The following is a 26858-nucleotide window of genomic DNA, read 5'->3' on the forward strand; positions in this document are numbered from 1 at the left end:
GCGCCCTCCCAGGGTGGCCGCCGCCGCACCCGGCGGCGACCCCCGTGGGGCCGACTGGCGTACGCCCCCTAAGGGGCTTCCGGCGCCGGCGGCTCCGCGAGACGTCCGCCGCGGGCGAGGAGGGCGACCGCCCCCGCGCACACCAGACCCACCGCGCACAGCGCCAGCCACGGCACCGCCGACCACCCCGTGACGTCGAGCAGCGCGCCCGTCGCCAGGTTCCCGAGGGTGATCCCGATCCCGCAGACCGTGTTGTAGAGCCCGTAGTGGGTGGCCACCCAGCGCCCCCGGGAGAGGGCGACGACGGTGTCCATCTCGTACGGGTAGAGCACGGCGTTCGCGACGGCCAGGACCGCCGCGCACAGCAGCAGCCCCGCCACGCCCCTGCCCAGCGCCGCCGGGACCAGGAAGGCCCCGCCCATCAGCGCGAGCCCGAGGACCAGGCACCGCTCGCGGTCGAGGCGGCGCCGGCACCAGGCCGTGATCCGCAGCTGCCCGGCGAGCGCGACCAGCGCCGAGACGACGAACAGCGCCGTCGTGAGCCCCGTGCCCTCCGCCGCGAGCGGCAGCGCCAGATAGACCTGGAACGACAGCACGTACGAGCCGGTCATGGCGAGGGAGAAGAGCCAGAACGTGCGGTGGGAGAGGACCGTACGGAACTGCCCCCGCCCGTCCTCCCCCGCCGAAGGCGCGTCCCCGCCGCGGACGGGCAGATGCCGGAGCTGTACGAGGGTCAGGCCGGCGAACAGGACGGCCGCCACCGTGCACGTCAGCCGGAACGACACCCCGGTCAGCGCCACCCCCACGAGCGGCCCGAGCAGGATGCCGGCCTGGTAGTACGCGTGGAACAGCGCGAAGGCCTGCACCCGCCGCTCCTCCCCCGCCTCCGCCGCGAGGCAGGCCCGGACCGCCGGGTTGAACAGCGCCCCCGCGAGCCCGGTCGCGAGCGAGGCGGCGATCAGCATCGGCAGCGACTGAGCGAAGGCGAGCGCCCCGAAGCCGACCGTCCGCAGCGCGCAGCCGGCGACGATGAGCGGCTTGAAGCCGAGCCGGTCGGCGAGCGCCCCGCCGACCAGGAACATGCCCTGCTGGGAGAGGTTGCGGGCGCCGAGGACGAGGCCGACCGACCAGGCCGCCATGCCGAGCCCGTCCGCGAGGTGCGCGGCCAGGAACGGCATGAGCATGTAGAAGCCGAGGTTGATGGTGAGCTGGTTGAGGAAGAGCAGCCGCACGGCCGGGTCGAAGGTGCGGCTCTGCTTCCAGACGCCTCCCTGGGGAGGCGCGGTCGTGGTGCTCAACGCCCCAGCCCCCGCCGGTCCAGGACCCTGCGGGTCCAGCCGTCGACGGGCGTGTCCGCCTCGTACGCGACGGGGTCCTCCCGCACCGGCCCGTCGAGGAGCCCGTGCGCCGCGCAGAACTCGTCGTTGAAGACCGTGTCGAAGTACCGCTGCGGCCCGTCGGGGAAGACCGCCGCGATCCGCGTCCCGCGCGGCCGGGTGCGGGCCAGCCACCCGGCGACGAGCGCGACCGCGCCCACGCTCCAGCCGCCGGTGGCGAACTGACGCGAGGCCAGCCGGCGGGCCGCCCGTACCGCCTCCGCGGGAGCCACCCAGTGGACCTCGTCGAACGCCCCGTGGTCGACGTTGGCCGGATGGATGGAGGAGCCGAGGCCGCGCATCAGCCGCTCCCCGGCCGGGAGACCGAAGACGGTGGAGTTCACCGAGTCCACCCCGACCAGCTCCAGGGCGGGGCTGCCGCCGGCGCGCAGCGCGCGGGAGATCCCGGCCGAGTGGCCTCCGGTGCCGACGGCGCAGACGAGGACGTCGATCCGGTCGAGCTGCCCGGACAGCTCGGCGGCGAGCCCGGCGTACGCGTCGCAGTTGTCGGGGTTCCCGTACTGGTTGGGCCACCAGGCCCCGTCGAGGCGCCCGAGCAGCTCGGCGACCAGGTCCATCCGGGCCTGCTGCCAGCCGCCCCGCGGGCTGGGCTCGGCGGCGACGTGGACCCGGGCGCCGTGGGCGACGAGCATCCGCTCGACGATCGGTTCGAGGCCGGGGTCGGTGACGACGTGCACGGAGTGGCCGTGGAGCACGCCCGCGAGGGCGAGTCCGAGGCCGAGCGTCCCGGACGTCGACTCGACGATCGGGGCGCCGGGCCGCAGCTCACCGCGGCGGCGGGCCTGCTCGACCATGTAGAGGGCGGCGCGGTCCTTGATGCCGCCGAAGTTGAAGCCTTCGAGCTTGGCCCAGTAGCCGTCGTCCGTCCAGAGGACGGGCGTGTTGCCGACGGTCTGGACGGCGATGGGCGGGGTGTTGCCGAACAGGAGACTGTTCACGGGAGGTACGTCCTTGAGGTGGTACGCCGAAGGGAACCTGGTCACGCGCGTGCGGGGCACGCTCGGGACCCGGCTCAGTTCCGGTCCACTCCGAGGGCGATCAGCAGACGACCCGGCTCGGGGCCGGGTCCCGCCCTGCCCCGGACGCAGCGCGCGCGGGGGTCGGTGCGGTGGTCCGCCGCGCACGAGGACGGGGTGACGACCCCGGCTGAGACGTACGGCGCGGCGAGCTGCGAGGCGGCGGTCTGCGCGGGCAGGTGGGCGTCGAACGACCACACCTCGCCGGACCGCTCGCAGCCGTGCGGCAGCGCGGGGGCGGAGACGGTCGCGGTGCCGGAGGCGGGCAGGACGTGCCCGTGCGCTCCGTGGCAGACGCTCATCACGAGGGCGAGGAGCGCGAACAGGACGAGGACGGCGGGCGCCCGCCGTCGTACGTCACTCGCACGCTCGTCACTCATGGTGCGCGTGAGACTACGGTGAGGTGTCGCGCACCGGCAAAGCGACGGGCGCGGTTTCGGCCACCGTTTACTTCCGACTACTTCCGAGCACTTCCGGCGCGGTGACTACAGGTTCCGCTCCGCGTAGACCGCCATCGCGTCCCGGACGAGGAGCGCGGTGCCCTCACCGTGCTTGTCGTAGTTCACGGTGAAGCGCGGGTCGTCGACGTACATGCGGCCGAGGCCGATGACGTACGCCTTGGTCGGGGTCGTGGTGGCCGACAGCCACGCGATCTGGCGCCGCGTGATCGCCTGCACCTCGTCGCTGTCGGCGGCCAGGCCGTCCGGCACCGCCTGCCCGAAGTCGCGGGCGATGCCGGCCTGCTCGTCCAGGAACGCCTTCTTCCCTTCGGCGTCGAGCGAGCGCCACCAGCGGTCGCCCTTCTCGTACGCCGCGCGGCCCCAGCGCTCGGTGACCTCCTCCTCGTACCGCGTGTGGTCGAAGCCGTCGAAGACTTCCTCTGCCATGAGCTCTTCTCCCTTCTCGGTCTTGTGGAGAGTGGTGCGGACGGCCTCGATCTGCCGGCCGATGCGCTCCCGCTCCTGCTCCAGGAGGAGCAGATGGGTGCGCAGCGCGGCGGACGGATCGCTCTGCCCCTTGAGGACCTCGGCGATCGCGGGCAGCGAGAGCCCCAGCTCGCGCAGCAGCAGGATGCGCTGCAGACGTACGAGCGCCGCCTGGTCGTAGTACCGGTAACCGTTCGCGCCGATCCGGCTCGGCTCCAGCAGTCCCCGCTCGCCGTAGTGGCGGAGGGTGCGGCTGGTGGTGCCGGCCTTCTTGGCGATCTCTTGGATCGACCACTCCATGCCGACAACGCTAAATCTTGACGTCGCGTCAAGGTCAAGCGGACTTCGCGATGACGCGTGGTGCGGGAACACGACGAAGGCCCGGATCCGATCAAAATCGGATCCGGGCCTTCGTTTGCTACTGAGTAGCGGGGACAGGATTTGAACCTGCGACCTCTGGGTTATGAGCCCAGCGAGCTACCGAGCTGCTCCACCCCGCGTCGGTAAACACGACTCTACGTCATGACCGGCGCAAACGTGAAATCGGTTTCTCAGCAGCCGCAGTCGTCGGAGTCCACGGGCGCCGTGAGCGGGTCCGCGGCCTTCTCGGCAGGCCCTTCCCAGGTCTCGTAGGCGAAGCCCTCGCGCACCCAGTACTCGAAGCCGCCGAGCATCTCCTTCACCTGGAAGCCCAGCTCGGCGAGGGCCAGCGCGGCGCGCGTGGCGCCGTTGCAGCCGGGACCCCAGCAGTACGTGACGACCGGCACGGACGGGTCGAGGAGCTGCTCGGCCTGCTCCGGGATGAGCGCGGTCGGCAGGTGGAGCGCGCCGGGGACGTGCCCCTGGTCCCAGGAGGCGGTGGAGCGGGAGTCGATCACGACGAAGCCCGGGTCCGTGCCCTCGGCGGTCGCGGAGGCCAGCGCGGAGGCCACGTCGGAGACGTCGGCGTGGAAGGCGAGGCTGGCGGAGAAGTAGGCGGCAGCGGCGGCGGGAGAGGCCGGCGGGGTGCGGAGTACGGGGTTGACCTGCGTCGTTGTCGTCGTCATGGTGATCAATCTACGGACGAAGATCATCGTGCTGAAGTACGGATCCACGGCGGTCAGGGGCCTCGACCGGGGAATCCCGGGCGTTGGCCACCGGGCGGCGGGGATCTCACGCAACGAGACCGTTCGGGCCGCTCGAACACCGCGGGTCGTGTCACATCGGCAGGGTTCCATCCGTCATGAAGGCATGACGGGACGCGAAGGGGGAGATCGACGAGTGAACGGCGACCTGAAGGACGAGCCGGGCGAGACCAAGGAAGCTCTGGCCCGGCGGTTCGAGGACGATCGGGGCCACCTGCGGGCCGTCGCCTACCGGATGCTCGGTTCGCTGAGCGAGGCGGAGGACGCCGTCCAGGAGGCCTGGTTCAAGCTCAGCCGCGCCGACGTCAGCGCGGTGCAGAACCTCAGCGGCTGGCTGACCACGGTCGTCGGCCGCGTCTGCCTCGACATGCTGCGCTCCCGCGGCTCGCGCCGCGAGGACCCGCTGGAGTACTACGTCCCCGACCCGGTCGTCAGCCTCCCCGACACCATGAACCCCGAGCACACGGCGGAGCTCACCGAGTCCGTCGGCCTCGCGCTCCTCGTCGTCCTGGAGACGCTGTCGCCGGCCGAGCGGCTGGCGTTCGTGCTGCACGACATGTTCGCCGTCTCCTTCGACGAGATCGCGCGGATCGTGGACCGCACCCCCGCCGCGACCCGCCAGCTCGCCAGCCGGGCCCGCCGCCGGGTGCAGGACGCCTCGCCCGCCGCGGGGCCGGACGCGCGCCGCCAGCGGGAGATCGCCGACGCCTTCCTCGCCGCGGCGAACGGCGGCGACTTCGAGGGCCTGCTCGCGGTCCTCGACCCCGACGTGGTGCTGCGCGCGGACGGCGGCATGGCCCTCGCGGCCGCGTCCAAGGTCGTGCGCGGCGCCGAGGCCGTCATCGCGCAGGCCCTCATGTACGCGAAGTTCCGTCAGGCGGCGCTGCCCGTCGTCGTCAACGGCTCGCCCGCGTTCGTGGCGGTCGCCGACGGCCGTCCGACCGTCCTCATGTCGTTCACGATCGCCGGGGACCGGATCGTCGGGCTCCAGATCCTGGCGGACCCGGAGCGGCTCGCCGCGCTCGGCCTCTCGGAGGAGGACCTGGCCCGCGCGACGTTCTGAGGCTCCGGCCTCACACCGCGCACCGCATGCGGGAGGGGATCTTTCGTGCGATTTTGTACGAGTTGGTCCCCTCCTGTCCGCGAACCCGCAAAGGTGGCCGCTGTGCGACTGACCCCCGAGGAGGCCCGCCGGACGGCGGCCGACGCCTGGATCTGGGGCTACCCGCTCCTCGAGAACTACCGCACGATGTACCCACAGGCGATCGACTCAGACGACCCCCGGTACGTGGGCGGCTTCGGTCGCTTCCGGCACTACTCGGAGCCGTTCACCGCCGCCAACACCGACGTGGTGACCCCGAACAACGACACCCCGTACTCCTGGGCCTGGCTCGATCTGCGCGCCGAGCCGGTCGTGGTCTCCGTCCCGGCGATCGACCGCTACTACGTGCTGCCGTTCCACGACCTCGACACCTCGTACGTCGGCTACGTCGGCGCCCGGACGACCGGCCAGGAGGCGGGCGACTACCTGGTCGCGGGCCCCGGCTGGAACGGCACCGTCCCCGACGGCATCACAGGCGTGCTGCGCGCCGACACCTTCCTCGTCGGCATCCTCGGCCGCACCTACCTGTCCGGCCCCGCGGACGTACCCGCCCTGCGCGCGGTCCAGGAGCGGTACCTGCTGCGGCCCCTCTCCGCGTACACGGACACGGCCGCGCCGCACCCCGTCGACGAGCCGGTCTGGCCGGTCTGGCGGGAAGAGGACCTCGGGAACGTCGAGTTCTTCACGCTCCTCGACTTCCTGCTCGGGTTCTTCCCCGTCCTGGAGCAGGAGCGGGAGCTGCGCGACCGCCTGGCGGCGCTCGGCGTCTCCGGCACGGGCGAGTTCGAACCGTCGGCCCTCGGCCCCGAACTCCGTACGGCCGTCGAGCAGGGCATCGCCGACGCCCGCGCCCGGCTGGAGGACGCCAAGAGGGACGCGGTCGACTCCACGCACTGGTTCGGCACCCGCGCCGAGCACGGCACGGACTACCTGACCCGAGCGGTCGGTGTCGACAAGGGCCTGTACGGGCTCCCGGCCGCCGAGGCCTGGTACGCGGGCTGGGCGCAGGACGACCGGGGCAACCGGCCGCCGACCGCCGCGCACCACGCGCACACCGTCCGCTTCCCGCCCGGGCAGCTCCCGCCGGCCCGCTTCTTCTGGTCGGCCACGATCTACCGGCTGCCCGAACGCCTGCTCGTCGACAACGAGATCGACCGGTACTCGATCGGCGACCGCACCCCGAGGCTCGTGTACGACGACGACGGCGGGCTCACCCTCCACATCCGGAAGGACCGCCCGGCCGACCCCAAGCGGGCCGCGAACTGGCTGCCGGCTCCCGACGGCCCCTTCACCGTCGCCATCCGGGTGTACGGCCCCGATCCGTCCGTCCTCGACGGCGGCTGGCGGCTCCCGCCCCTCACCGTCGCCGACTGACGGCGAGTCACCGACCGCGCGTCACCGACCGCGCGTCACCGCTCCCCGGTGGCCACCCAGGTCACGGCCGCCAGGGAGACGGCGGCGCTCGCGACGCCGAGGACGGCACCCGCGGCGACGTCGCCCGGGTAGTGCACCCCGGTGTGCACCCGGGAGTAGCCGACGGCCCCCGCGAGAAGCGCGAGGGGCACGGCGGCGATGGGCAGCACGACCCCCACGGCGGTGGCGAAGGCGACCGCCGACGCGGTGTGCCCGGAGGGGAACGAGGCCGAGTCGGGCATGGGGACGTGCCGGCCCACCACCACCCGGGCCGCCTCCCGGTCCGGCCGCGGCCTGCGCACGAGCCGCTTGCCCAGCAGATTGGACGTGGCCGAGGCCACGGCGATCGCCCCGGCGCCCGCGAGGGCCGCCCGGCGGGGCCGGCCGGGGACGAGGGCGAGCGCGGCGGCGACGCCGAGCGAGATCTTGGAGTGGTTCGCCGCGGTGGACAGCCGGCGCAGCGCCGTGTCGAGCGTGGGCGTGGGCGTGGCGGCCACGGCGGCGTACACGGCGCCGTCGACGGCGCGGAGGTCGTGCAGGACGGCCTGGAAGGTCTCGGGCTCCGCCGTCTCCGCTGTCATGTCCGTCATGCGCCACTCCTTGGGATGGTTCAGGGGGTACGAGGGGTGTGGAAGGCGAGCGTGGTGATCCGCCGCCAGTCGAGCGGCGGCAGGGGAGGCACCGTCCCCGGCCGGTCGCGCGGGACACGGACCCGCAGGACGCCGGGGCGGAGGGTGCAGACGACCGGCGTGGGCAGGGTCAGCGCCTCCCCGTCCACGGCGACGGAGATCCCACCGTTGCCGTTGCCGTTGCCGTTGCCGTTGCCGTTGCCGCCACTTCCCGGGCTTTCCACGACCTCGACCCTACGGGCCGTCAGAACGTTCAGGCCGGCCGACTGGGTCCCCCGTACCGCCAGCTCGGCGGCCTGCGCGGCGCCGTCCACCCGGATGCCGATCACCCCGAGCTCGCCCCGGTCGAGGCGCGGCCGGTGGGCGGAGGCGACACCGAAGGGATCGGGCGCGGCATAAGGGTTGTTGCTGACGAGGAGCGCCTGCTGGGCCGGGAGCCGGAGGGTGTCGACGGTCGCGTCGAGGCGCGCGCCCTCCCCGCCCTGGAGCAGGTCGGGGAGGGCCTCGACGGCGGTGCCGGCCTTCGCGTCGCGGTACTCGGGGCGCTGGACGACGTCCGCGTACACCCCGAAGGAGACGGTGTTGACGAAGGGGCGCCCGGCGACCTCGCCCAGGTCGACCCGGAGCTCCTCGCCGTCGGTCAGGGCGTTCAGACAGGTCGCCGGGTCCGTGCGGTCGAGGCCCAGGTCCATGGCGAAGTGGTTGCGGGTGCCCGCGGAGATGACGAGGAACGGCAGGTCGTGCTCGGCGGCCACCGCGGCGACCAGCGCCTGGGTGCCGTCGCCGCCGGCCACGCCGAGGAGGTCCGCGCCGTCGGCCACGGCCTTCCGGGCGAGCGCGGTGACGTCGATCTGTGCGGACAGGTCGAGCAGGACGACCTGGGCGCCCAGGGCCTCCGCGCGCGCGACGAGCCCGAAACGGCCGACCTTCCCGCCCCCGGACTTCGGGTTCATGATCAGGACGGGCCGCCGGGGGCGGGGCGCGGGGGCGCCGCTCCTCAGCGCGCTCCGCTCCCGGTCGGGGCGGCGCAGCGCGGTCCGCGCGCAGCCGAGGGCCGTGCCCCAGAGCGCGAGGGCCACCAGCGCGTTGCCCCAGACGCCGCCGACGACGTACAGGACCAGGACGGCGATCGGCGCGGCCACGGCGAGCAGCCCGCCGAGCACCCGCGGCAGCCCGCGATGGGCGAAGAACCACCAGAGGCCCATGGCCGAGGCGACGAGCCCCACGAGCCCGGTGAGCAGGATCAGCACTCCGCCCGTCAGGGCGGTCACGATCGCCGCCACCGCGCCGGCCGCGGCCAGCAGCGCGCAACGGGCCAGCCGCCGGGCCGACCTCGCCGGATCACCGGAACCGCTCGCCGTCACCGACCCACCTCCATGCTCCGGATCCACATTCCCCCACGGTCCCTCACTCCGCGCTCCGGAAAGGCCCGTTCGGAGGAAAAGATCTTCGAGTCGCCCGGGTTCGCCCCTCGCGGGGGCGTTACGCAGGTCTCGCGGGGGCCACACGAAGCCTTACAGAGCCAGGCCCAGTCCGGCGAGGGCGGCCGTACCGGCGGCGGCGTGCTCGCCCCCGGCGAGGAGCAGCGTGCGCGCCGCCTGGTAGCGGCTGCCGGCCGCGTCGAACGCCCGTGCCGCGGCGAGGAGTCGCGGCTGGTCGCCGTCGAGCAGCGCCTCCGCCCGGTCCAGCTGGGCGGTGGCGACCGGGTTGCCGGCGACGACGGCGCGGGCGGCGGCCGTCCGGGCCCGGGCGTCCGGGTGCCCGGCGAGCACGGACGCCTCCGCCCGGAGGGCCACGTACCAGTGCAGCCAGATCCAGGTGACCCACTTCCACACCTGCTCCGGCTCCGGCGCGACCCGGTCGAGGGCCGCGGCGGCGTCCCCTTCGTGGAGCAGGACCGTGGCGTCGAGGATGGCGCCGTAGCCGTGGCGGTACTCGTCGGCGGTGCCCGCCAGGTCGACGATCCCGAGCCACTCCGCCCGGCCGTCGTCGTCGCCGCGCAGGCCGTGGACCATGGCGACGGAGGCGGCCGCGGGGCCGAGGGAGAAGGACTGCTGACGGCCGCTCCGCTCCCACGCGTCGAGGAACCGCCCGCTGCCGGTCAGCACGTCGTCGCCGCGGCCGGCGAAGGCGTCCGCGACCAGGAGCCAGGCCGTGGCGTGGTGCCCCACCTCCGCGAGGATCGGATGGCCGGCGAGCTGCCGCCCCCAGCGGCGGGCCTCGGCCAGCCGGCCGGCGCCGAGGGCGGTTCCGGAGGCCATGGCGAGGGCGTCGAGGAGTTCGTGCGTACGCGCGGGGTCCGGCGGCAGGGGGCTCAGGAGGTCGATCCGGCGGCGCGCTGCGGCCGCGGCGGCGAAGGTGTCACCGGCCCAGCTCCGGGCGCCGGAGAGCGCGTCGAGGGCGGCGGACTCCGCCACCGGGTCGCCGACGCTCCGGGCGAGCGCGACGGCCCGCTCGGCGAGGGCGATCGTCTCCTCCACGGTGTTGTCCGTGGCGCCCTGAACGGCGCCGAAGGCGTCCGCGAGCACGGCGGCCTCGGCGAGCGCGACGGCGGCGACGGCGGGGCACACGCCGCCCTCGACCGCCTCGCCGCCCTCGCCCACCTCGACCGCCTCGCCCACCTCGCCCACCTCGCCCCCGGACAGCTCCCGCGCCTCCGCGAGGAGGGTCGTCGCCTCCTCCGCCGACGGGAGGCGCGTGAACTCGCTGGAGAAGCGGTACGCGACGGTGGCGGCGGCCGCCAGGTCGCGGCCCGCCCCGGCGAGGTCGCCGGCCCGGCGGGCGGCCTCCCCGGCGGCCCGGTGCAGGCGGAACATGTCGTCACCCAGCCGCCGGCACCCGGCCACCGCGGCGGCGCGCCGCAGGGACTCCCCGACCTCGGCACCCGGATCGGCGAGCGCGGCGGCCTGCTCGTACCGCTCCTGGGCCTCGCCGAGCAGGTTGCGGGTGAAAGCCGCCTCCGCCAGGGACAGGGCGAGCCGATGGGCGTCCGCGCGCAGCTCCGGTTGCGCGGCGGCCCAGGCGAGGGCGGCCCTGAGGTCCTCGGCCACGGCGTCGAACCGGGCGCGCCAGTCCGCGCCGCCGGCGTCCAGGAGGCCGGTGGCCCGGTCCAGACACCACGCCACGTGACGCGTCCGGACGACCGCCGACTCACCGGCCTCGGCGAGGTGCTCGGCGCCGTACTGCCGGATGGTCTCCAGGGCCTGGTAGCGGGTGCCGGCAGCGGACGGCGTGACAGTGAGCAGGCTCTGCTCGGCGAGTCGGCCGAGCCCGTCGGCGACCGCGCCGGGATCGAGCGGGGCGACACCCGCGACCTCCGCGGCCGCCTCGGCGGTGAACGGCACCACGAAGACCGACACCCGGCGCAGCAGCGCCCGGTCCGCCGGCTCCAGCAGGTCGTGGCTCCAGTCGAGGACCGCCCGCACCGACCGGTGCCGGTCGGCGGCGCGGGGCCCGCCGGCGAGAATCCGCAACTGGTCGGAGAGCCCGGCGACCAGCCCGTCGAGCCCGAGCGTGGGCCAGCGCGCGGCCGCGAGCTCGATGGCCAGCGCCATGCCGTCGAGGCGTTCGCAGAGGGCCACGACCGTGTCGCGTACGGCCGGATCCGGCCGTACGCCGACCGCCGCCGCGCGCTCCAGGAAGAGCTCCACGGCCTCCGATTCCCCGCCTCCGTCCCGCGACAGCGGCGGGACGGGGAAGACCCGCTCGAACGGCACCATCAGCCGGGCCCGGCTCGTCACGAGCACGCGCACGCGCGGGCAGGCCGCGAGCAGCCGCTCCAGGAAGGGCGCCACGCCGTCGCGTATCTGCTCGCAGTTGTCCCACACCAGCAGCGCGTGACGGTCCGCCAGCGCGGCGAACAGCGACTCGTCGACACCCCGCCCGGGCTGTTCGCCCACACCGACGGCGGCCGCGACGGCCGCGCCCACCCGGCCCGGATCGGTGACCGGGGCGAGGTCGACGAACCAGACCCCGTCGGCGAAGTCGTCGGCCAGCTCGGCGGCGACGGCCAGCGCGAGCCGCGTCTTGCCCACGCCGCCGGGACCGACCGCGGTGACCTGCCGGTACGTCTTCAGTGCCTCCGTGAGCTCCCCGCGCTCCCGCACACGGCCGACGAAGGCCGTCAGGGGCGCGGGGAGAACGGGCGCCGGCATCGCGACGGGAGCGGATTCGGCCGCCCGCCGGGAGAGCGCCCGCCGGTCCGGCACCGCCAGCTTGCGGAGCAGCGAGGAGACGTGCGACTCGACGGTCCGGACGGAGATGAACAGCCGCGCGGCGATCTCGGCATTGCTGAGGTGCTCCCCGAGGAGAGCGAGCACGTCGGCTTCCCGAGACGAGATCTCTGAAGTGGACACGACGTCATTATCGGCTCGTACGGAGTCCGTTCCGTAGTCCTTTCCGTGGTCACCACGGAGGCGCGGGCCGCCCGCCTGACGGAGAGTGGAACCACGGCGAACGAGAGACCGCCGGAAACCACAGCCCCACACACACCACAGGAGTGACCATGTCCGGTACGTCCACCACCCAGGGAATCAAGACGGTGCTGCACCCCGTGTCCGACCTGCCGAAGGCCAAGGCCGTGTACGCCGCTCTGCTCGGCGTCGCGCCGCAGATCGACGAGCCGTACTACGTCGCCTTCGAGGCCGAGGGCCAGCACATCGGACTGCTGCCGGGCGGCGGCCCGCAGGGCCTCACCTCGTCGCTCGCCTACTGGCACGTGCCGGACATCGAGGCGAAGCTCGCCGAGGTGACCGCCGCGGGCGCCACGGTGAAGGACGCGGCGAAGGACGTCGGCGGCGGCCGCCTGGTCGCCACGGTCGTCGACCCCGACGGCAACCTCATCGGCCTCCTCCAGGACAGCTGAGCCGGACGGATGACCGCCGCGCCCCGCTCCCGCGCCCAGCGCCGCCAGGACACCGAGCACCGGCTGGCGCACGACGTCGACGTCTGGGTGGCCACCGCCTCACCGGACGGCACCCCGTACCTGGTTCCGCTGTCCTTCGACTGGGACGGCGAGGCCCTGCTCGTGTCCACTCCGGCGAACAGCCCGACCGGCCGCAACCTGGCCGCCACCGGCCGCGTCCGCGTGGGCCTCGGCCACACCCGCGACGTGTCGATGATCGACGGCACGGTCGAGGTCCTGGAGATCGACGCGCTGCCGCGGGACCGCGGCGACCGCTTCACCGAACGAACCGGCTTCGACCCGCGCGCCGAGCCGGCCCCGTACCGCTGGTTCCGCATCACCCCGCACCGCGTCCAGGCCTGGCGCGAGGCGAACGAACTCCCGGCCCGCGAACTCCTGCGCGCCGGCCGGCCGGTGCACTGACACCGCGGAAACGACGAAGCGCCCCGACCGGTCGAAACCGATCGGGGCGCTCGTCGGCGCAGTCAGTAGGCCGTGTGGGACTCGAACCCACAACCAATGGATTAAAAGTCCACTGCTCTGCCAATTGAGCTAACGGCCCGTGGACAAGCACACCCGAGCAGCATAGCCCGAGAGCTCCCGGGAACCGATCGGGTATCCGACACCGGCCGCGCCGTGCGTCATGTAGCGCGCCGTGTCAGAAGAGGGCCTTGAACGCGTTCCAGCCGCCGCCGATCAGGATGCGGGAGCCGTACGGGCCGCGGCAGGTGCCGTCGTAGTCGTACAGCCGGCCCTCCGTGTCACGGGCGACGAGGTCCGCGCAGCCGTCGCCGGAGATGTCGCCGACGCCCACCAGAGAGGTGTAGACGCCCCAGCCGCTGCCGACCCTCACCCGCGCCGTCACGCCGCCGGTGGCCGTGCCGTGGTACCGCCACAGCACGCCCGACGCGTCCACGCCTAGCAGGTCGCCGCGCCCGTCGCCGTTGAGGTCGCCGGCGCCGACGACCTTCTTGTACAGCTTCCAGTTCGTGCCGATCCGGACCCGGGACTTCACCCGGTGGTCGGCGGTGCCGGCGTAGAAGTACATGTCACCCGTCGACGTCTGGCGTGCGATCAGATCGGTGAACCCGTCACCGTTCGCGTCGCCGGGGGACGTCAGGACGTCGTACTGCCCCCAGCCCGAGCCGATCGTCGTGTACGGCGACGAGGCCGAGACCACCTTGCCGCAGCCCGGCCGGTAGGCCCGCAACTGGTCCCCGACGCGCACCAGCACGTCCGCGCACCCGTCGGCGTTCACGTCGCCGAACGGCACCAGGACCGAAGCGGTCGGGAACTTCACGCCGCTGCCCGCGATCCGCGCCGACAGACTGCTGTACCCGGTGCCCCGGTACATCGACACGAGCCCCGCCGTGTCCATCACCAGGAGATCGCCCTGCGTGTCGTTCCCGGCCATGTCACGCCAGGCCGGCTGGCCGCCGGAGACCGTGACCGTGCCGGTCACGGACAGGTCGCTGCCCTGCCCGTCCGCCGTGTTCGCCTGGAGGTGCCAGGTGTACCGGCCGTTCGCGACGGGCTTCCCCGCCGTCGTCCTGCCGTCCCAGGAGACGTCGATACGGCTCCGGGTCTCGCCGCCCCCGTAGGCACGGACCGGGTTCCCGGAGTGCACGTCGCGCACCGTCAGCTGCCAGTACGACGAGGGCTTGGACAGCGTCCAGTACGCCTTCCAGCCGTCCTGGAGCCGCATGGTCGCCGGCACCTTCGACGAGGCGGCGGTGAGGCTGGAGGTGGGGACGCCGGGCCACACGACGTGGACGAGGTTCCGGGCGTCCTTGTAGGCGACGGCCCCGCCGAAGCGGTCCACGGTCCAGTACTCGCGGCGGGCGCCGCGCACGGGCGCGGCGTCGACGAGCCTGCGCACCTCGGGCTTGCCGGAGGTGACCTTGGTGAGGTCGGTGACCCGGAGGTACGCGTCGGCGTCCCGGTCGACGACGTAGCCGTCGCCCAGCAGGGTGTCGGCGGACATCTCCGGAGACAAGCGCAGCTTCGTGTTCGTCCTGAGGTCGACCACGCCCTGCTGGGTCCGCCCGCACGACCAGTACAGCCAGCGTCCGGCGGACGCCTGGAGCTCCGTCGGGACGCACGCCGTCCCGGTCGTGACCTTGCCGAGGTCCTTGCCGGTGGCCAGGTCGGTCCGCGCCACCTCGCCCGCCGTGGCCGTGCCCGCGTACAGGGTGTCGCCCCAGAGGGCCACCGGCGCCGTGGACACCTTGCTGCTGACGACCGTCTGCGCGTCGAGGTCCACGACGAGCGTCTTGCCGCGGCCCTGGAAGACCGCCCGCCGGCCGAAGACGTCGACGATCCGTCCGTCCGTCTCGCCGGTGGACACCCGGCTCACCTGACCGGCGGAGGTACGGGCGGTGACCTCCAGCGGCGTGAAGTCGTCATGGGCCAGATAGACCGTACGGCCGTCACCGCTGTCGAACAGCGGCGTGCTGCTCTCCAGCCGCTTCGACTCGGCGCCCGCCCACACCGACTGCGGATGACCGGTGTGCACCGGCCCGACCGGCAGCGGCGTCCGTCCGTAGAAGCCGCTGCCCATCCTGGTGTCCAGCTCCAGCGTGGAGAGCCGGCCCGCGCCGAGGGCGAGCGAACGCACCTCGGCGGGCAGCGGCTCCACGCGGCTCAGCTTCTCCAGGAGCGGCGCGCCGCCGTCCTTCGCCGCGACGGCCTTGAAGGCGGACCAGTCGGAGGAGGACGTCCCGCCGACGACGGCCGCGCCCCCGCCCGCGAACTGGGTGAGCTCCGCCTCGGCCTTCGCCAGGAGGGTCTGGGAGCGCCCGTCGGGGTGCAGCGCGACCAGCTTCCGCTTCAGAGAGGCATCGGCGCCGGAGGCCTCGCCCAGGGCGAGGACCCAGTCGCCGACGAGGGCGACACGGGCGGTGCTCAGGCCCTCGGGGAGGACGATCTTCTGCTCGGGTCCGGTCAGGGCCGACCGCTGCCGCACGTGGACGGTGCGGTTCTCGTCGATCCAGGCGATGCGGTCGGGGCTCACGGCCACCGGCACGCCGCGCCCGCTCCCTTGCGGGGTGGGTGCCGGGATCACGGTCATCTGCCCGGTGCGCAGGTCGATGACGCCGAGGTCGGAGTAGCCGTACGCGGCCGGGTCGCCGGACCGGCCGAAGCGGATCACGGCGACGGAGTCGTCGCCGGCCACGAGCGGCGCCGCGTGCCGATAGGCGCCCTCGGGCCAGCCGGTGACGGGCGTGCGGGTCCCGTTCGGGTCGTCGGCGCGCACCAGGTAGGAGCCGACGGTCGTGGAGTGGTCCTCGGCGGAGGCGTACTGCTGGAAGAGCAGGGTGGAGCCGAGCAGCCCCCGGTAGCTCGCGTCGGCCGGCATGTCGAGCGACTGCTCGGTGCCGGTCTCCAGGTCGCGGACGGCATGGACGCCGATACCGCGCTGGACGTACAGGTAACGCCCACCGGTGCCGGACTCGGCGAAGGGCAGGGCCGCCGTCGTCCCGTACCCCAGCGGCACGCTCTTCGTGGGGTCGGTGAAGTCCGTCCACTCCAGCTGCCCGCCGTAGGACCGGTCGGGGTCCTCCGTCTCGTGCACGTAGCCCGTGGGGCCGGCCGCGGTGACGGTCACCTGCCGGGGCACGGCCCGCCAGTTCGGCGCGATGTCGAGCTGGTCGACTCCGACGATCGGCGACGCCTCGGCGGCCACGGCGGGCGAGAGGCCGACGGCCGAGGCGAGGAGCGCGGTGGCGAGGACGGCTGTACGCGTGCGGGGACGCCGCGCGCGTGCGAAACGAGACAAAGAGAGGTCCCTCCCCAGGGCAACCTGATGACCGGCCGAGCGTATCCGCCCGAACGGCCACCCGAATCCCGGATACGGGTCCCGGATACGAGTCAGGGCCCGTACCAGCACCGAAGTGCTCGTACGGGCCCTGACTCAGGGTGCTACGCGGACTCAGCCGTTGCGCTTCCAGCGCGGCTTGTCGTCGCGGCGGCCGAAGGAGGAGCCACCGGTCGAACCGGTCGAACCGGCGGGGCGGTCGTCGCGACGGCCGTACGGACGGTCGCCGCCACCGGCGCGGAAGCCGCCGGCGGGGCGGTCGTCGCGACGGTCGCGGTTGAACGGACGGTCGCTGCCACGGTGGCCGCCGGCCGGACGGTCGTTGTCACGGCGCTCGAAGGGGCGGCCGCCACGGTCGTCGCGGTTGAAGCCGCCCGAGGGGCGGTCGTCACGACGGAAGCCACCCGAGGCGGGACGGTCGTTGTCGCGGCGGAAGCCACCACGGTCACCGCCACGGTCGCCACCGCGGTCGTCACGGTTGAAGCCGCCCGAGGGGCGGTCGTCACGACGGAAGCCACCCGAGGCGGGACGGTCGTTGTCGCGACGGAAGCCACCACGGTCGCCACCGCGGTCATCGCGGTTGAAGCCACCCGAGGGGCGGTCGTCACGACGGAAACCACCCGAGGACGGACGGTCGTTGTCGCGACGGAAGCCACCACGGTCGCCACCGCGGTCGTCACGGTTGAAACCGCCCGACGGACGGTCGTCACGACGGAAACCACCCGAGGACGGACGGTCGTTGTCGCGACGGAAACCACCACGGTCACCGCCACGGTCGCCACCGCGGAAGCCGCCACGGTCGCCACCGCGGTCGCCGCCACGGTCACGGCGCTCGAAGTTGCCGCGCTCGTCGCGGAACGCCGGGCGCTCCTCACGGCGCTGCTCCTCGGCGCGAGCGGCACGCTCGGCCTCGACGGCAGCGGCCGCGACCTCGGCCTCGGCGGCCTCGGTCACCTCGGCGACAGCGGCCTCCGGGTCCTCGCCACGCTCACGGGCGGCGCGGGCCACCAGACGGTCGGCCTCCTCACGGAGCTCGACCGCACGGCGCTGGAGGCGCTCCAGCTGCTTGGTCAGGTCGACGACCTCGCGCTCGGCCTGCTTGGCCGAGTTGTTCGCGGAGTCGGCCTGGACCTCGGTCAGCGAACGGGCGCCGGTGATCTCGGCGACCTCGGGCTCGAAGACGCCGGAACCGCCGACCATGTGGCGCGAGGCGTCGACGCCCGCGTCCTCCATCAGGCGGAAGATCTGACGGCGCTGGTGCGGCAGGGCCAGGGAGACCACGACACCGGAACGGCCGGCACGGGCGGTACGGCCCGAGCGGTGCAGGTAGTCCTTGTGGTCGCCGGCCGGGTCCACGTTGAGGACCAGGTCGATGCCGTCGACGTGGATGCCTCGGGCGGCGACGTCGGTCGCCACGAGGGCGTTGACGTAGCCCTTCTTGAAGTCCTCGAGGACTCGGGTACGGGCGCCCTGCGTCATGCCGCCGTGCAGCGCGTCGGCCTTCACGCCCGAGTCGCACAGCTGCTCGGCGATGCGGTCGGCGCCCAGCTGGGTGCGGACGAAGATGATCGTGCGGCCCTTGCGGGCGGCGATCGCCGCGGTGACCGGGGCCTTGTCCTTCGGCTTCACGACGAGGACGTGGTGGGTCATGGTCGTGACGTTGCCCTGCGCGCTGTCGACCTCGTGCGTGACGGGGTCGGTCAGGTAGCGCTTGACCAGGGTGCCGATCTCGTTCTCCATGGTGGCGGAGAAGAGCATGCGCTGGCCGCCGCCGGGGATCTGGTCGAGCAGCTCGGTGACCTCGGGCAGGAAGCCCAGGTCGGCCATCTGGTCGGCCTCGTCGAGGACGGCGATCTTGACCTGCTCCAGGGAGCAGGCGCCGCGGTTGATGATGTCGCGCAGACGGCCCGGGGTGGCGACGAGGACGTCGACGCCGCGCTCCAGGGCGTAGATCTGGTTGCCCATCGACGTACCGCCGCAGACGACCTTCATCTTGAGGCCGAGCACGTCGCCGTACGGCTGGAGGGCGTCCGCGACCTGCATCGCGAGCTCACGCGTCGGCGTGAGGATGATGCCGCGGGGCTTCTTCTTCTCGGTGTGACCGTCGGCCAGGCCGGCGAGCAGCGGCAGACCGAACGAGAGGGTCTTGCCGGAGCCGGTACGGCCACGGCCGAGGATGTCCTTGCCGGCCAGGGCGTCCGGGATGGTCGCGGCCTGGATCGGGAAGGGGGTCGTGACGCCGTTCTGCGCGAGCTTGCGCACGACGCCCTCGGGCAGACCGAGGTCGCCGAAGGTGATGGTGGGCTCGGCGGGCTCCTCGTCGGCCTCGTCGGCCTCGGCGGAGTCCTCGACGTCGTCGAAGTCGGTGGTGTCGTCGTCGGTGTCGATGACGGCCTCGGCACGGGCCTCGGCGGGGGCCGCAGCCTCGGTGACGACAGTCTCGGTGGCCTCTACGGCCTCTACGATCTCGTCGTTCTCGGGCATGACGGCGTGGTCAGAACTGAAAATGGACATGCGAAATGCGAAACCTTCCGGAGTCTCGGCACGCGCCCGTCAACTCCGTGAATTCGCAAATCGACCGCCTCAATGCGGTCAGCCACGGCTAGGGAGAGTACGCGCCACACGGCGCTCTTCTGTGTCGGCGCCGGGCAATGGGATCAAACGATCTACCACCATACGCACCCTCCCCCACCTATGGCAAACCGGACTCCGTCACACCGGTCCGACCTGCGGAGATGCCGCCGGCTCCGACGGCGCTCCCGGCCCGTCCGCCGCCCGCATCGCACCCAGCTGGGTCTCGGGTCCGGGGGTCGGCGGATCGGTCGGATTCGATGTCGGTTCCGGCGTCGGTTCCGGGGTGGGCTCGGGGGTCGGCTCCGGCGTCGGGGGCTCGGTCGGGTTCGGGGTCGGCTCCGGCGTCGGCGTCACCCCGCCGCCGCCCGGGCCACCGGCCCCGCCGCCGTCGCCACCGCTCCCCGCGCCGCCGTCACCGCCGCCGCCGCTGCCCCCGCTCGCGCCGTTCCCGCCGCTCCCCCCGGCAGCGCCGCCCCCGCCGCTCCCGCCGTTGCCGCCGTTGCCGCCGCTTCCGCCGTCGGCAGGGCCCCCGCCCGAGCCCTGCTGACCGCCCGCGGCGCCGCCGGCACCGCCGCCCGTCTGCCCGGGCTTCGGGGAGCCCCCGATACCGTCAGGGCCATCCGAGGGCAGCGACGCGCCCGGCGAGGGCTTCGCGGAGGTCGTCGGCGAACCGCTCGGCACCGGGGACTTCCCGCCGCCGTCCGCGTCGGGCCCGCCCTTGTCCGGGCTCCCGTTCCAGGAATCGCCGCCTCCGTCCTGGAGACCACCGCCGCCGGCGGCCTCGGCCGCCACACCGCGCTTCCCCCCGGACGCGCCGGGCGCCGGCTTCGCCCCCTCGTCACTCACGCTCATACAGCCGCTCAGACCGGCGCAGGCCGCGACGGCCAGCGCGGCGGCGGCCCATCTCACACGGGTGGGCAAACGGGTGGGCAAATGGCGCACGGGGGCACCTCCAGGGACACAACAGGCAGGAACGGAACGCGTTGCCCTGCCCAACTCCCTTTGCGCCGCGAGGGACACGCCTCGGCTCAGCCGTAGCCCAGCGCGTGCAGCCTCTCGTCGTCGATGCCGAAGTGGTGGGCGATCTCGTGCACCACCGTGATCTCGGTCTCCGCGACCACGTCCGCGCGTGACTCGCACATCCGCAGCGTCGGCCCCCGGTAGATCGTGATCCGGTCCGGCAGCACCCCCGCGTACCACTCGCCGCGCTCCGTCAGCGGCGTCCCCTCGTAGAGCCCGAGCAGCTCGGGATCGTCCGGGGCGGGTTCGTCCTCCACGAACACCGCGACGTTGTCCATCAGCCGGGCGAGTTCCGGTGGGATCCGGTCCAGCGCCTCGGCGACAAGTTCCTCGAACTCCTCGCGCGTCATCTCCAGCACGCGCTCATTGTCCCCCCGTCGGAGGGACTCGCCGGGGGTGCGCGGAAACCGTTTTGGCGATCGCGGCCGACATCCCATATGCTTCTCACGTCCCCGACGCGCTGAGAAGCGCCCCGGCGGGCCCTTAGCCCTCATCGTCTAGTGGCCCAGGACGCCGCCCTTTCAAGGCGGTAGCACGGGTTCGAATCCCGTTGGGGGTACGCATTAACGTGTGCGAGACTTGTCTCGCACATTGCAAGGCTCTGTGGAGCAGTTGGTTAGCTCGCCACCCTGTCAAGGTGGAGGTCGCGGGTTCAAGTCCCGTCAGAGTCGCTGAAGCTGGAAACAGCTTCGTGGCTGGGTAGCTCAGTTGGTACGAGCGATCGCCTGAAAAGCGATAGGTCGCCGGTTCGACCCCGGCCCCAGCCACAAACAGAAGGCCCCGTTCGAAAGAACGGGGCCTTCGTCGTTTCCCCGCACGCACGTGCCCACCCGGACACCGGACGCCTGGACACCCGTGTACGGGGAAGGGGCCCGCGCCCCTTCCCCGCGTACGGTCACACCTCCTCGCGCTCCCCCGTACGGCTCCCACGCCGTCCCCGCACCACGAGCGCCACCGCCACCACGGTCACCACCGCGACGAGCAGCGCCCAGTCCGGCACCGCGCGCCCCAGCTCGGCCACCCGCTCCTCCACCGCGAACGACTCGTCCACCGAGAGCAGCCCCGGCAGCGCGGTCGTCCCGTCGAAGACCAGGAAGAGCGTGCCGAGGGCGATGAAGAACAGGCCCGAGAGGACCGAGGTCGAGTGGAGCGTGAAGGGGCCGACCCGCAGCGGCCGGCCGCGCAGCCAGCGCCGCCGGCCCAGGTCGTACCGCTCCCAGAGCAGCGCGAGGACGAACAGCGGGACCGCCATGCCCAGCGCGTACACCGCGAGGAGCAGCCCGCCGTACGCCGGGCTGCCGCTCAGCGCCGCCACCGTCAGGACGCTGCCCAGGATCGGCCCCGCGCAGAAGCCGGCGAGGCCGTAGACCAGGCCGAGGGCGTAGACGGACAGCGCCGACGTCGGCCGGATGCGGCCGCTCGCCTCGGCGATGCGGCGGGAGGCGAAGCCCAGGCCGAGGAGCTGGAGGACGCCGAGCCCGACGATCAGCCAGCCTCCGACGGTCACCAGGAGGTCGCGGTTGCCGTAGAAGAACCGGCCCGCGAAGGATCCGGCCGCGCCCAGCGGGACGAGGGTGGTCGCCAGGCCCGCGTAGAGGATCCCGGTCCTCGCCACCAGCTTCGCGCGCGTGTCGATCGAGTACGCGAAGAAGGCCGGCAGGAGCAGGGCGCTGCACGGGCTGAGGAGGGCGAGCAGGCCGCCGAGGAACGCGGCGAAGTACCCGATGCCGGAGGTCACTGCCCGGCCTTCGCGGGCTTGGCCGCCTTCGCCGCCGCCTCGATGGCCTCGGTGAAGGTCTCCAGGGGCTGCGCGCCCGCGATCGGGCGGCCGTTGACGAGGAAGGACGGGGTGGAGGTCGCGCCGAGCGCGTACCCCTGCTCCTGGTCCTCGCGGACGGCCTCGCGGGCCGCCGTCCCGTCGGTGTCCTTCGCGAACCGGGCGGCGTCGGGGACGCCGGCCTCCTTCGCGAGGGCCGCGAGCCGGTCCTTCCCGAAGCCCTTCTCCTTGGCCCCCTCGGCGTACGCGGCCTTGTGGAACTCCCAGAACCGGCCCTGCTGCCCGGCCGCCCAGGAGGCGCGGGCGACGGCCTCCGACTCCTCGCCGAAGATCGGGAAGTTCCGCCACTCGATGCGCAGGGTGCCCTGGTCCACGTACTTCTTCACGAGGACCGGCTCGGTGTCCCGGGCGAACTTCCCGCAGTAGCCGCACTTGAAGTCGGCGTACTCGATGAGGACGACGGGCGCGTCGGCCCGGCCCAGGGCGAGCTTGTCGGAGGCGTCGCGGCGGGCGTACGCCTCCAGCTCGGGATAGACGCCGGCGGACGGATCGGCGGAGACCTCGGCGACGGCGGACGAGCCGCCCGCGCCGCCGGCGGACGGCGCGGTGGCGGTGTACGAGACGACGCCGAGCAGCACGGCGGCGGCCGCCACCGCGGAGACGATCACGATCGGCTTGGACTTGGACATGCGGAAGCGCTCCTGAGGAGGAAAGGGAGAAGGACGGCGGAGTGCGGCCGTCCGTCTACACCCTCAGGATCGAGAGCTCCACCGGTGACGGCGCCACGCGCTCGGGCGGCTCGCGGCCCGGTGTCGTCCCCCGCCCCTCCGGCTCCCCGTGCCGGACCGCGCACGGCGTCCGGTCGGCGGCCAGCGCGGGCAGCAGCTCCGCGAAGCCGTTGGCCCGGGGCGGTACGACGGGACCGGAGGCGCCGGTGTCGACGGCGTGGCCCGGGTCGCAGCCCGGCACGACGGCGACGGCCTGGGTCCCGGGCGGCGCGGCAGAAGCGGCCACGGTCACCGTCCCGCACACCAGCAGGCCCAGCACCAGACCCGTCAGCGCCGCGAAGGCCGCCAGCGCGCGGGTGGTGCGGAACATGCGATACCTCTCGGGTCCGGTCGACGTGCCCGAAATAGTACGCACCCCCACCCGGAAATCGGTTCGCCGCTTCTCGTCCGCAGGTGCGATCCTGGGATCCGTATGTCTACTTCCTTCGCCGCCCTCCAGTCCGTCCTGGCCGAGGTCTCGCTGCGGGACTCCCACCGGCTCGGCCGCCGTCTCGAAGGCGCCCGCCGCATCCGTAAGCCCGAGGCCCGTGAGGCCGTCCTGGACGAGATCGCCGCCGAGGCGGCCAAGGCCAAGGAGCGCGTCGACGGGCGCGCCTCTCGTGTGCCCGCGATCACGTACCCCGAGCAGCTGCCCGTCTCGCAGAAGAAGGACGAGATCCTGGAGGCGATACGCGACCACCAGGTCGTGATCGTCGCCGGTGAGACGGGTTCCGGTAAGACCACCCAGATCCCGAAGATCCTCCTGGAGCTCGGCCGGGGCGTCCGGGGCATGATCGGGCACACGCAGCCCCGCCGGATCGCCGCCCGCACGGTCGCCGAGCGGGTCGCCGAGGAGCTGCGGACCCCGCTCGGCGAGGCCGTCGGCTGGAAGGTCCGCTTCACCGACCAGGTCAGCCCGGACGCGACCTTCGTGAAGCTGATGACGGACGGCATCCTGCTCGCCGAGATCCAGACGGACCGCGAGCTGCGCGCCTACGACACGATCATCATCGACGAGGCCCACGAGCGATCGCTCAACATCGACTTCCTGCTCGGCTATCTGGCCCAGCTGCTGCCGAAGCGCCCCGACCTCAAGGTCGTCATCACCTCCGCGACGATCGACCCGGAGCGCTTCTCCCGCCACTTCGGCGAGGCCCCGATCGTCGAGGTCTCCGGCCGTACGTATCCGGTCGAGGTCCGCTACCGCCCGCTCCTCGAAGAGGACGGCGAGGAGTCGGACCGGGACCAGATCACCGCGATCTGCGAGGCCGTGGACGAGCTCCAGGCCGAGGGTCCCGGCGACGTCCTGGTCTTCCTCTCCGGCGAGCGCGAGATCCGGGACACCGCGGACGCGCTCCTGAAGCGGAACCTGCGGAACACCGAGGTCCTCCCCCTCTACGCCCGCCTGAGCCACGCCGAGCAGCACCGCGTGTTCCAGGCCCACTCCGGCCGCCGGATCGTCCTCGCCACGAACGTCGCCGAGACGTCCCTGACCGTCCCCGGCATCAAGTACGTGATCGATCCGGGCACCGCCCGCATCTCGCGCTACTCGCACCGCACCAAGGTCCAGCGCCTGCCGATCGAGGCGGTCAGCCAGGCCAGCGCCAACCAGCGCAAGGGCCGCTGCGGCCGTACGTCGGACGGCATCTGCATCCGGCTCTACTCGGAGGACGACTTCCTGTCGCGTCCGGAGTTCACGGACGCCGAGATCCTCCGTACGAACCTCGCCTCCGTCATCCTCCAGATGACCGCGGCGGGCCTCGGCGAGATCGAGAAGTTCCCCTTCATCGACCCGCCGGACCACCGCAACATCCGGGACGGCGTGCAGCTCCTCCAGGAGCTCGGCGCGATCGATCCGGCCGAGAAGGATCCGAAGAAGCGGCTCACCCCGCAGGGCCGGAAGCTCTCCCAGCTGCCCGTGGACCCGCGGCTCGCCCGCATGGTCCTGGAGGCGGACAAGAACGGCTGTGTCCGCGAGGTCATGGTGATCGCGGCGGCGCTCTCCATCCAGGACCCGCGCGAGCGGCCGTCCGAGAAGCAGACGCAGGCCGATCAGCAGCACGCCCGCTTCAAGGACGAGACCAGCGACTTCCTCGCCTACCTGAACCTCTGGCGGTACGTCCGCGAGCAGCAGAAGGAGCGCGGATCCAGCTCCTTCCGCCGGATGTGCAAGCAGGAGTACCTGAACTTCCTGCGCATCCGCGAGTGGCAGGACATCTACACGCAGCTGCGGACCGTCGCCAAGCAGATGGGCATCCATCTGAACGAGGACGACGCTCCGGAGCAGTCCGTCCACGTCTCGCTCCTGGCCGGTCTCCTGAGCCACATCGGTCTGAAGGACGTCAAGGACGGGGCGAAGAACGACTACCTGGGTGCCCGCAGCGCCAAGTTCGCGATCTTCCCCGGTTCCGCGCTCTTCAAGAAACCCCCGCGCTTCGTCATGTCGGCCGAGCTCGTGGAGACCTCGCGCCTCTGGGCCCGGGTGAACGCCCGGATCGAGCCCGAGTGGATCGAGCCGCTCGCCGAGCACCTGACGAAGAAGACGTACAGCGAGCCGCACTGGGAGAAGGACCAGGCGGCCGTGATGGCCTTCGAGAAGGTGACGCTGTACGGCGTGCCGATCGTCGCCGACCGCAAGGTGAACTACGGCCGGATCGACCCGGAGGTCTCCCGCGACCTGTTCATCCGGAACGCGCTGGTGGAAGGCGACTGGCGCACCCACCACAAGTTCTTCGCCGACAACCGCAAGCTCCTGACCGAGGTCGAGGAGCTGGAGCACCGCGCCCGGCGCCGGGACATCCTCGTCGACGACGAGACGCTCTTCGACTTCTACGACAAGCGCGTCCCCGAGCACGTCGTGTCCGGCGCCCACTTCGACTCCTGGTGGAAGCACAAGCGCCACGAGGAACCGGAGTTCCTCGACTTCGAGCGCGAGATGCTCATCAACGAGAAGGCCGCCGGGGTCACCAAGGACGACTATCCGGACTCCTGGCGGCAGGGGCCGCTGAAGTTCCGGGTGACGTACCAGTTCGAGCCGGGCGCGGACGCGGACGGCGTGACCGTCCACATCCCGCTCCAGGTGCTCAACCAGGTGACGGACGAGGGCTTCGAGTGGCAGATCCCGGGTCTGCGCGGCGAGGTCGTCACCGAGCTCATCCGCTCCCTGCCCAAGCCGATCCGCCGCCACTACGTGCCCGCGCCGAACTTCGCGACCCGCTTCCTGGACGCGGTCGTCCCGGTGCAGGAGCCGCTGGCGGGCGCGCTCGCCCGCGAGCTCCAGCGGATGGTCGGCGTCCCGGTCACCGCCGAGGACTTCGACTGGGCGAAGGTGCCCGAGCACCTCAAGGTCACGTTCCGGATCGTCGACGAGCGGCGCCGCAAGCTCGCCGAGGACAAGGACCTGGAGACGCTCCGCCTCCAGCTGCGCCCCAAGGCCCGTAAGGCGCTCTCCCAGGCCGCCGCGGCGGCGACGGCCGGCCCGGACGGCTCCGGTCCCTCCCTGGAGCGCACAGGGCTCACGGAGTGGACGATCGGCACCCTCACGAAGGTCTTCGAGACCAAGAGGGGCGGCCAGCCGGTCAAGGCGTACCCGGCGCTCGTGGACGAGGGCGCGACCGTCGCCGTGCGGCTCTTCGACTCGGAGGCCGAGCAGGCGCAGGCGATGTGGCGGGGCACCCGGAAGCTGATCATGCTGAACATCCCGGTGAACCCGGCGAAGTTCGCCTCGGACAAGCTGACCAACCAGCAGAAGCTGGCCCTGTCCTCGAACCCGCACGGCTCGATCCAGGCCCTCTTCGACGACTGCGCCACCGCCGCGGCCGACAAGCTGATCGCCGACCACGGCGGCCCGGCCTGGGACGAGGAGTCGTTCCGGAAGCTGTTCGACAAGGTCCGCGCGGACCTCGTGGACACGACGGTACGGACGGTGGGGCAGGTCCAGCAGATCCTGGCGGCCTGGCAGGCCTGCCAGCGGCGGCTGAAGTCCACGAACAGCCTGGCCCTGATCAACAACCTCACGGACGTGCGCGAGCAGCTGGCGTGGCTGGTGCCGGCGGGCTTCGTCACCCGTACGGGGCTCAAGCGGCTCCCGGACCTGATGCGCTATCTGGTGGCGGTGGACCGGCGGCTCCAGCAGATGGCGACCGGCGTCCAGCGGGACACCACCCGCATGGAGAAGGTCCACGAGATGCTCGACGAGTACGCGTGGCTGCTCGAACAGCTCCCGAAGGGCCGCCCGGTGCCGACGGAGGTCACCGACATCCGCTGGATGATCGAGGAGCTGCGGGTGAGCTACTTCGCGCACGCGCTGGGCACGGCGTACCCGGTCTCGGACAAGCGGATCGTGAAGGCGATCGACGCCGCGGCACCCTGACCGGCGGCGGGTCCGGCGGTG

At 72.8% G+C, this 26858-nt stretch carries 20 protein-coding genes and 5 tRNA genes; 8 read left to right on the forward strand and 17 right to left on the reverse strand.

Features of this window, described 5'->3' with window-relative positions; all coding sequences use genetic code 11:
- Positions 1 to 68 precede the first annotated feature (68 nt).
- The 6 genes from ACIBG6_RS17000 to ACIBG6_RS17025 all read right to left on the reverse strand — a co-directional run bounded on the left by ACIBG6_RS17000 (position 69) and on the right by ACIBG6_RS17025 (position 4385).
- Complete coding sequence (locus ACIBG6_RS17000) at positions 69 to 1298, reverse strand: MFS transporter (protein WP_399223398.1); 1230 nt, start codon at positions 1296 to 1298, stop codon at positions 69 to 71.
- Entirely contained in the window at positions 1295 to 2335 is a 1041-nt protein-coding gene (locus tag ACIBG6_RS17005; RefSeq protein WP_399223399.1) for a PLP-dependent cysteine synthase family protein, read from the reverse strand. Before ACIBG6_RS17005 ends, ACIBG6_RS17000 begins: the two co-directional genes overlap by 4 nt.
- 74 nt (positions 2336 to 2409) lie before the next feature.
- Entirely contained in the window at positions 2410 to 2793 is a 384-nt protein-coding gene (locus tag ACIBG6_RS17010) for a hypothetical protein (protein WP_399223400.1), read from the reverse strand.
- A 105-nt stretch (positions 2794 to 2898) separates the two neighbouring features.
- Complete coding sequence (locus ACIBG6_RS17015) at positions 2899 to 3639, reverse strand: MerR family transcriptional regulator (protein WP_399223401.1); 741 nt, start codon at positions 3637 to 3639, stop codon at positions 2899 to 2901.
- 126 nt (positions 3640 to 3765) lie between these two features.
- Positions 3766 to 3839 (reverse strand) — tRNA-Met (locus ACIBG6_RS17020).
- Between the two features lie 51 nt (positions 3840 to 3890).
- The gene (locus ACIBG6_RS17025) at positions 3891 to 4385 is read right to left on the reverse strand and encodes a rhodanese-like domain-containing protein (RefSeq protein ID WP_399223402.1); all 495 of its coding nucleotides are present in this window, start codon (positions 4383 to 4385) and stop codon (positions 3891 to 3893) included.
- A 184-nt stretch (positions 4386 to 4569) separates the two neighbouring features.
- Between ACIBG6_RS17025 and sigJ the strand changes: the two genes are divergently transcribed.
- Positions 4570 to 5526: an RNA polymerase sigma factor SigJ gene (gene sigJ / locus ACIBG6_RS17030; RefSeq protein WP_399223403.1), complete on the forward strand. Its 957-nt coding sequence runs from the start codon at positions 4570 to 4572 to the stop codon at positions 5524 to 5526.
- A 102-nt stretch (positions 5527 to 5628) separates the two neighbouring features.
- Positions 5629 to 6939: a DUF1254 domain-containing protein gene (locus tag ACIBG6_RS17035; RefSeq protein ID WP_399223404.1), complete on the forward strand. Its 1311-nt coding sequence runs from the start codon at positions 5629 to 5631 to the stop codon at positions 6937 to 6939.
- Positions 6940 to 6974: 35 nt separating this feature from the next.
- Here ACIBG6_RS17035 and ACIBG6_RS17040 read toward each other — a convergent pair whose 3' ends face one another.
- From ACIBG6_RS17040 to ACIBG6_RS17050, 3 genes are all read right to left on the reverse strand, one after another.
- Complete coding sequence (locus ACIBG6_RS17040) at positions 6975 to 7568, reverse strand: phosphatase PAP2 family protein (protein ID WP_399223405.1); 594 nt, start codon at positions 7566 to 7568, stop codon at positions 6975 to 6977.
- Between the two features lie 20 nt (positions 7569 to 7588).
- On the reverse strand, positions 7589 to 8971 hold the full coding sequence (locus ACIBG6_RS17045; protein ID WP_399223406.1) for a diacylglycerol/lipid kinase family protein: 1383 nt from the start codon (positions 8969 to 8971) through the stop codon (positions 7589 to 7591).
- A 150-nt stretch (positions 8972 to 9121) separates the two neighbouring features.
- Positions 9122 to 11962, reverse strand: coding sequence for an ATP-binding protein (locus tag ACIBG6_RS17050; protein WP_399223407.1), 2841 nt, complete (start codon positions 11960 to 11962; stop codon positions 9122 to 9124).
- 149 nt (positions 11963 to 12111) lie between these two features.
- Here ACIBG6_RS17050 and ACIBG6_RS17055 point away from each other — a divergent pair, with 149 nt between their 5' ends.
- Both ACIBG6_RS17055 and ACIBG6_RS17060 read left to right on the forward strand, forming a co-directional pair.
- Positions 12112 to 12471, forward strand: a complete 360-nt coding sequence (locus ACIBG6_RS17055; protein ID WP_399223408.1) for a VOC family protein — start codon at positions 12112 to 12114, stop codon at positions 12469 to 12471.
- Positions 12472 to 12480: 9 nt separating this feature from the next.
- Positions 12481 to 12933, forward strand: a complete 453-nt coding sequence (locus ACIBG6_RS17060; protein ID WP_399223409.1) for a pyridoxamine 5'-phosphate oxidase family protein — start codon at positions 12481 to 12483, stop codon at positions 12931 to 12933.
- A gap of 66 nt (positions 12934 to 12999) precedes the next feature.
- Here ACIBG6_RS17060 and ACIBG6_RS17065 read toward each other — a convergent pair.
- The 5 genes from ACIBG6_RS17065 to ACIBG6_RS17085 form a co-directional block, all read right to left on the reverse strand.
- Positions 13000 to 13072, reverse strand: a tRNA-Lys gene (locus ACIBG6_RS17065).
- Positions 13073 to 13168: 96 nt separating this feature from the next.
- The gene (locus ACIBG6_RS17070; protein ID WP_399223410.1) at positions 13169 to 16288 is read right to left on the reverse strand and encodes an FG-GAP-like repeat-containing protein; all 3120 of its coding nucleotides are present in this window, start codon (positions 16286 to 16288) and stop codon (positions 13169 to 13171) included.
- Positions 16289 to 16441: 153 nt separating this feature from the next.
- On the reverse strand, positions 16442 to 18841 hold the full coding sequence (locus ACIBG6_RS17075) for a DEAD/DEAH box helicase (protein WP_399223411.1): 2400 nt from the start codon (positions 18839 to 18841) through the stop codon (positions 16442 to 16444).
- 198 nt (positions 18842 to 19039) lie between these two features.
- Positions 19040 to 19810 carry a hypothetical protein gene (locus ACIBG6_RS17080; RefSeq protein WP_399223412.1) on the reverse strand — a complete coding sequence of 257 codons (771 nt, stop codon included), beginning with the start codon at positions 19808 to 19810 and terminating at the stop codon, positions 19040 to 19042.
- A 119-nt stretch (positions 19811 to 19929) separates the two neighbouring features.
- Entirely contained in the window at positions 19930 to 20280 is a 351-nt protein-coding gene (locus ACIBG6_RS17085) for a metallopeptidase family protein (protein WP_024756838.1), read from the reverse strand.
- 127 nt (positions 20281 to 20407) lie between these two features.
- On the opposite strand from ACIBG6_RS17085, the gene ACIBG6_RS17090 reads away from it, so the two are divergent.
- The 3 genes from ACIBG6_RS17090 (at position 20408) to ACIBG6_RS17100 (ending at position 20688) form a co-directional block, all read left to right on the forward strand.
- A tRNA-Glu gene (locus tag ACIBG6_RS17090) sits at positions 20408 to 20480 on the forward strand.
- Positions 20481 to 20518: 38 nt separating this feature from the next.
- Positions 20519 to 20592: transfer RNA gene (locus ACIBG6_RS17095), tRNA-Asp, on the forward strand.
- A 22-nt stretch (positions 20593 to 20614) separates the two neighbouring features.
- Positions 20615 to 20688, forward strand: a tRNA-Phe gene (locus tag ACIBG6_RS17100).
- 128 nt (positions 20689 to 20816) lie between these two features.
- On the opposite strand, the gene ACIBG6_RS17105 is transcribed toward ACIBG6_RS17100, so the two are convergent.
- From ACIBG6_RS17105 to ACIBG6_RS17115, 3 genes are read right to left on the reverse strand one after another with little or no spacing between them, the layout of a single operon-like run.
- Positions 20817 to 21659 (reverse strand): cytochrome c biogenesis CcdA family protein, encoded by an 843-nt coding sequence (locus ACIBG6_RS17105; RefSeq protein WP_399223413.1) that lies wholly within the window; start codon positions 21657 to 21659, stop codon positions 20817 to 20819.
- Complete coding sequence (locus ACIBG6_RS17110) at positions 21656 to 22387, reverse strand: DsbA family protein (RefSeq protein ID WP_399223414.1); 732 nt, start codon at positions 22385 to 22387, stop codon at positions 21656 to 21658. Before ACIBG6_RS17110 ends, ACIBG6_RS17105 begins: the two co-directional genes overlap by 4 nt.
- A 55-nt stretch (positions 22388 to 22442) precedes the next feature.
- Positions 22443 to 22796 (reverse strand): hypothetical protein, encoded by a 354-nt coding sequence (locus tag ACIBG6_RS17115; protein ID WP_399223415.1) that lies wholly within the window; start codon positions 22794 to 22796, stop codon positions 22443 to 22445.
- Between the two features lie 102 nt (positions 22797 to 22898).
- On the opposite strand from ACIBG6_RS17115, the gene hrpA reads away from it, so the two are divergent.
- Positions 22899 to 26837, forward strand: coding sequence for an ATP-dependent RNA helicase HrpA (hrpA, locus tag ACIBG6_RS17120; RefSeq protein ID WP_399223416.1), 3939 nt, complete (start codon positions 22899 to 22901; stop codon positions 26835 to 26837).
- Positions 26838 to 26858: the final 21 nt, after the last annotated feature.

It is taken from the genome of Streptomyces sp. NPDC050842 (genome assembly GCF_044456565.1).
Classification (GTDB): Bacteria; Actinomycetota; Actinomycetes; order Streptomycetales; family Streptomycetaceae; genus Streptomyces.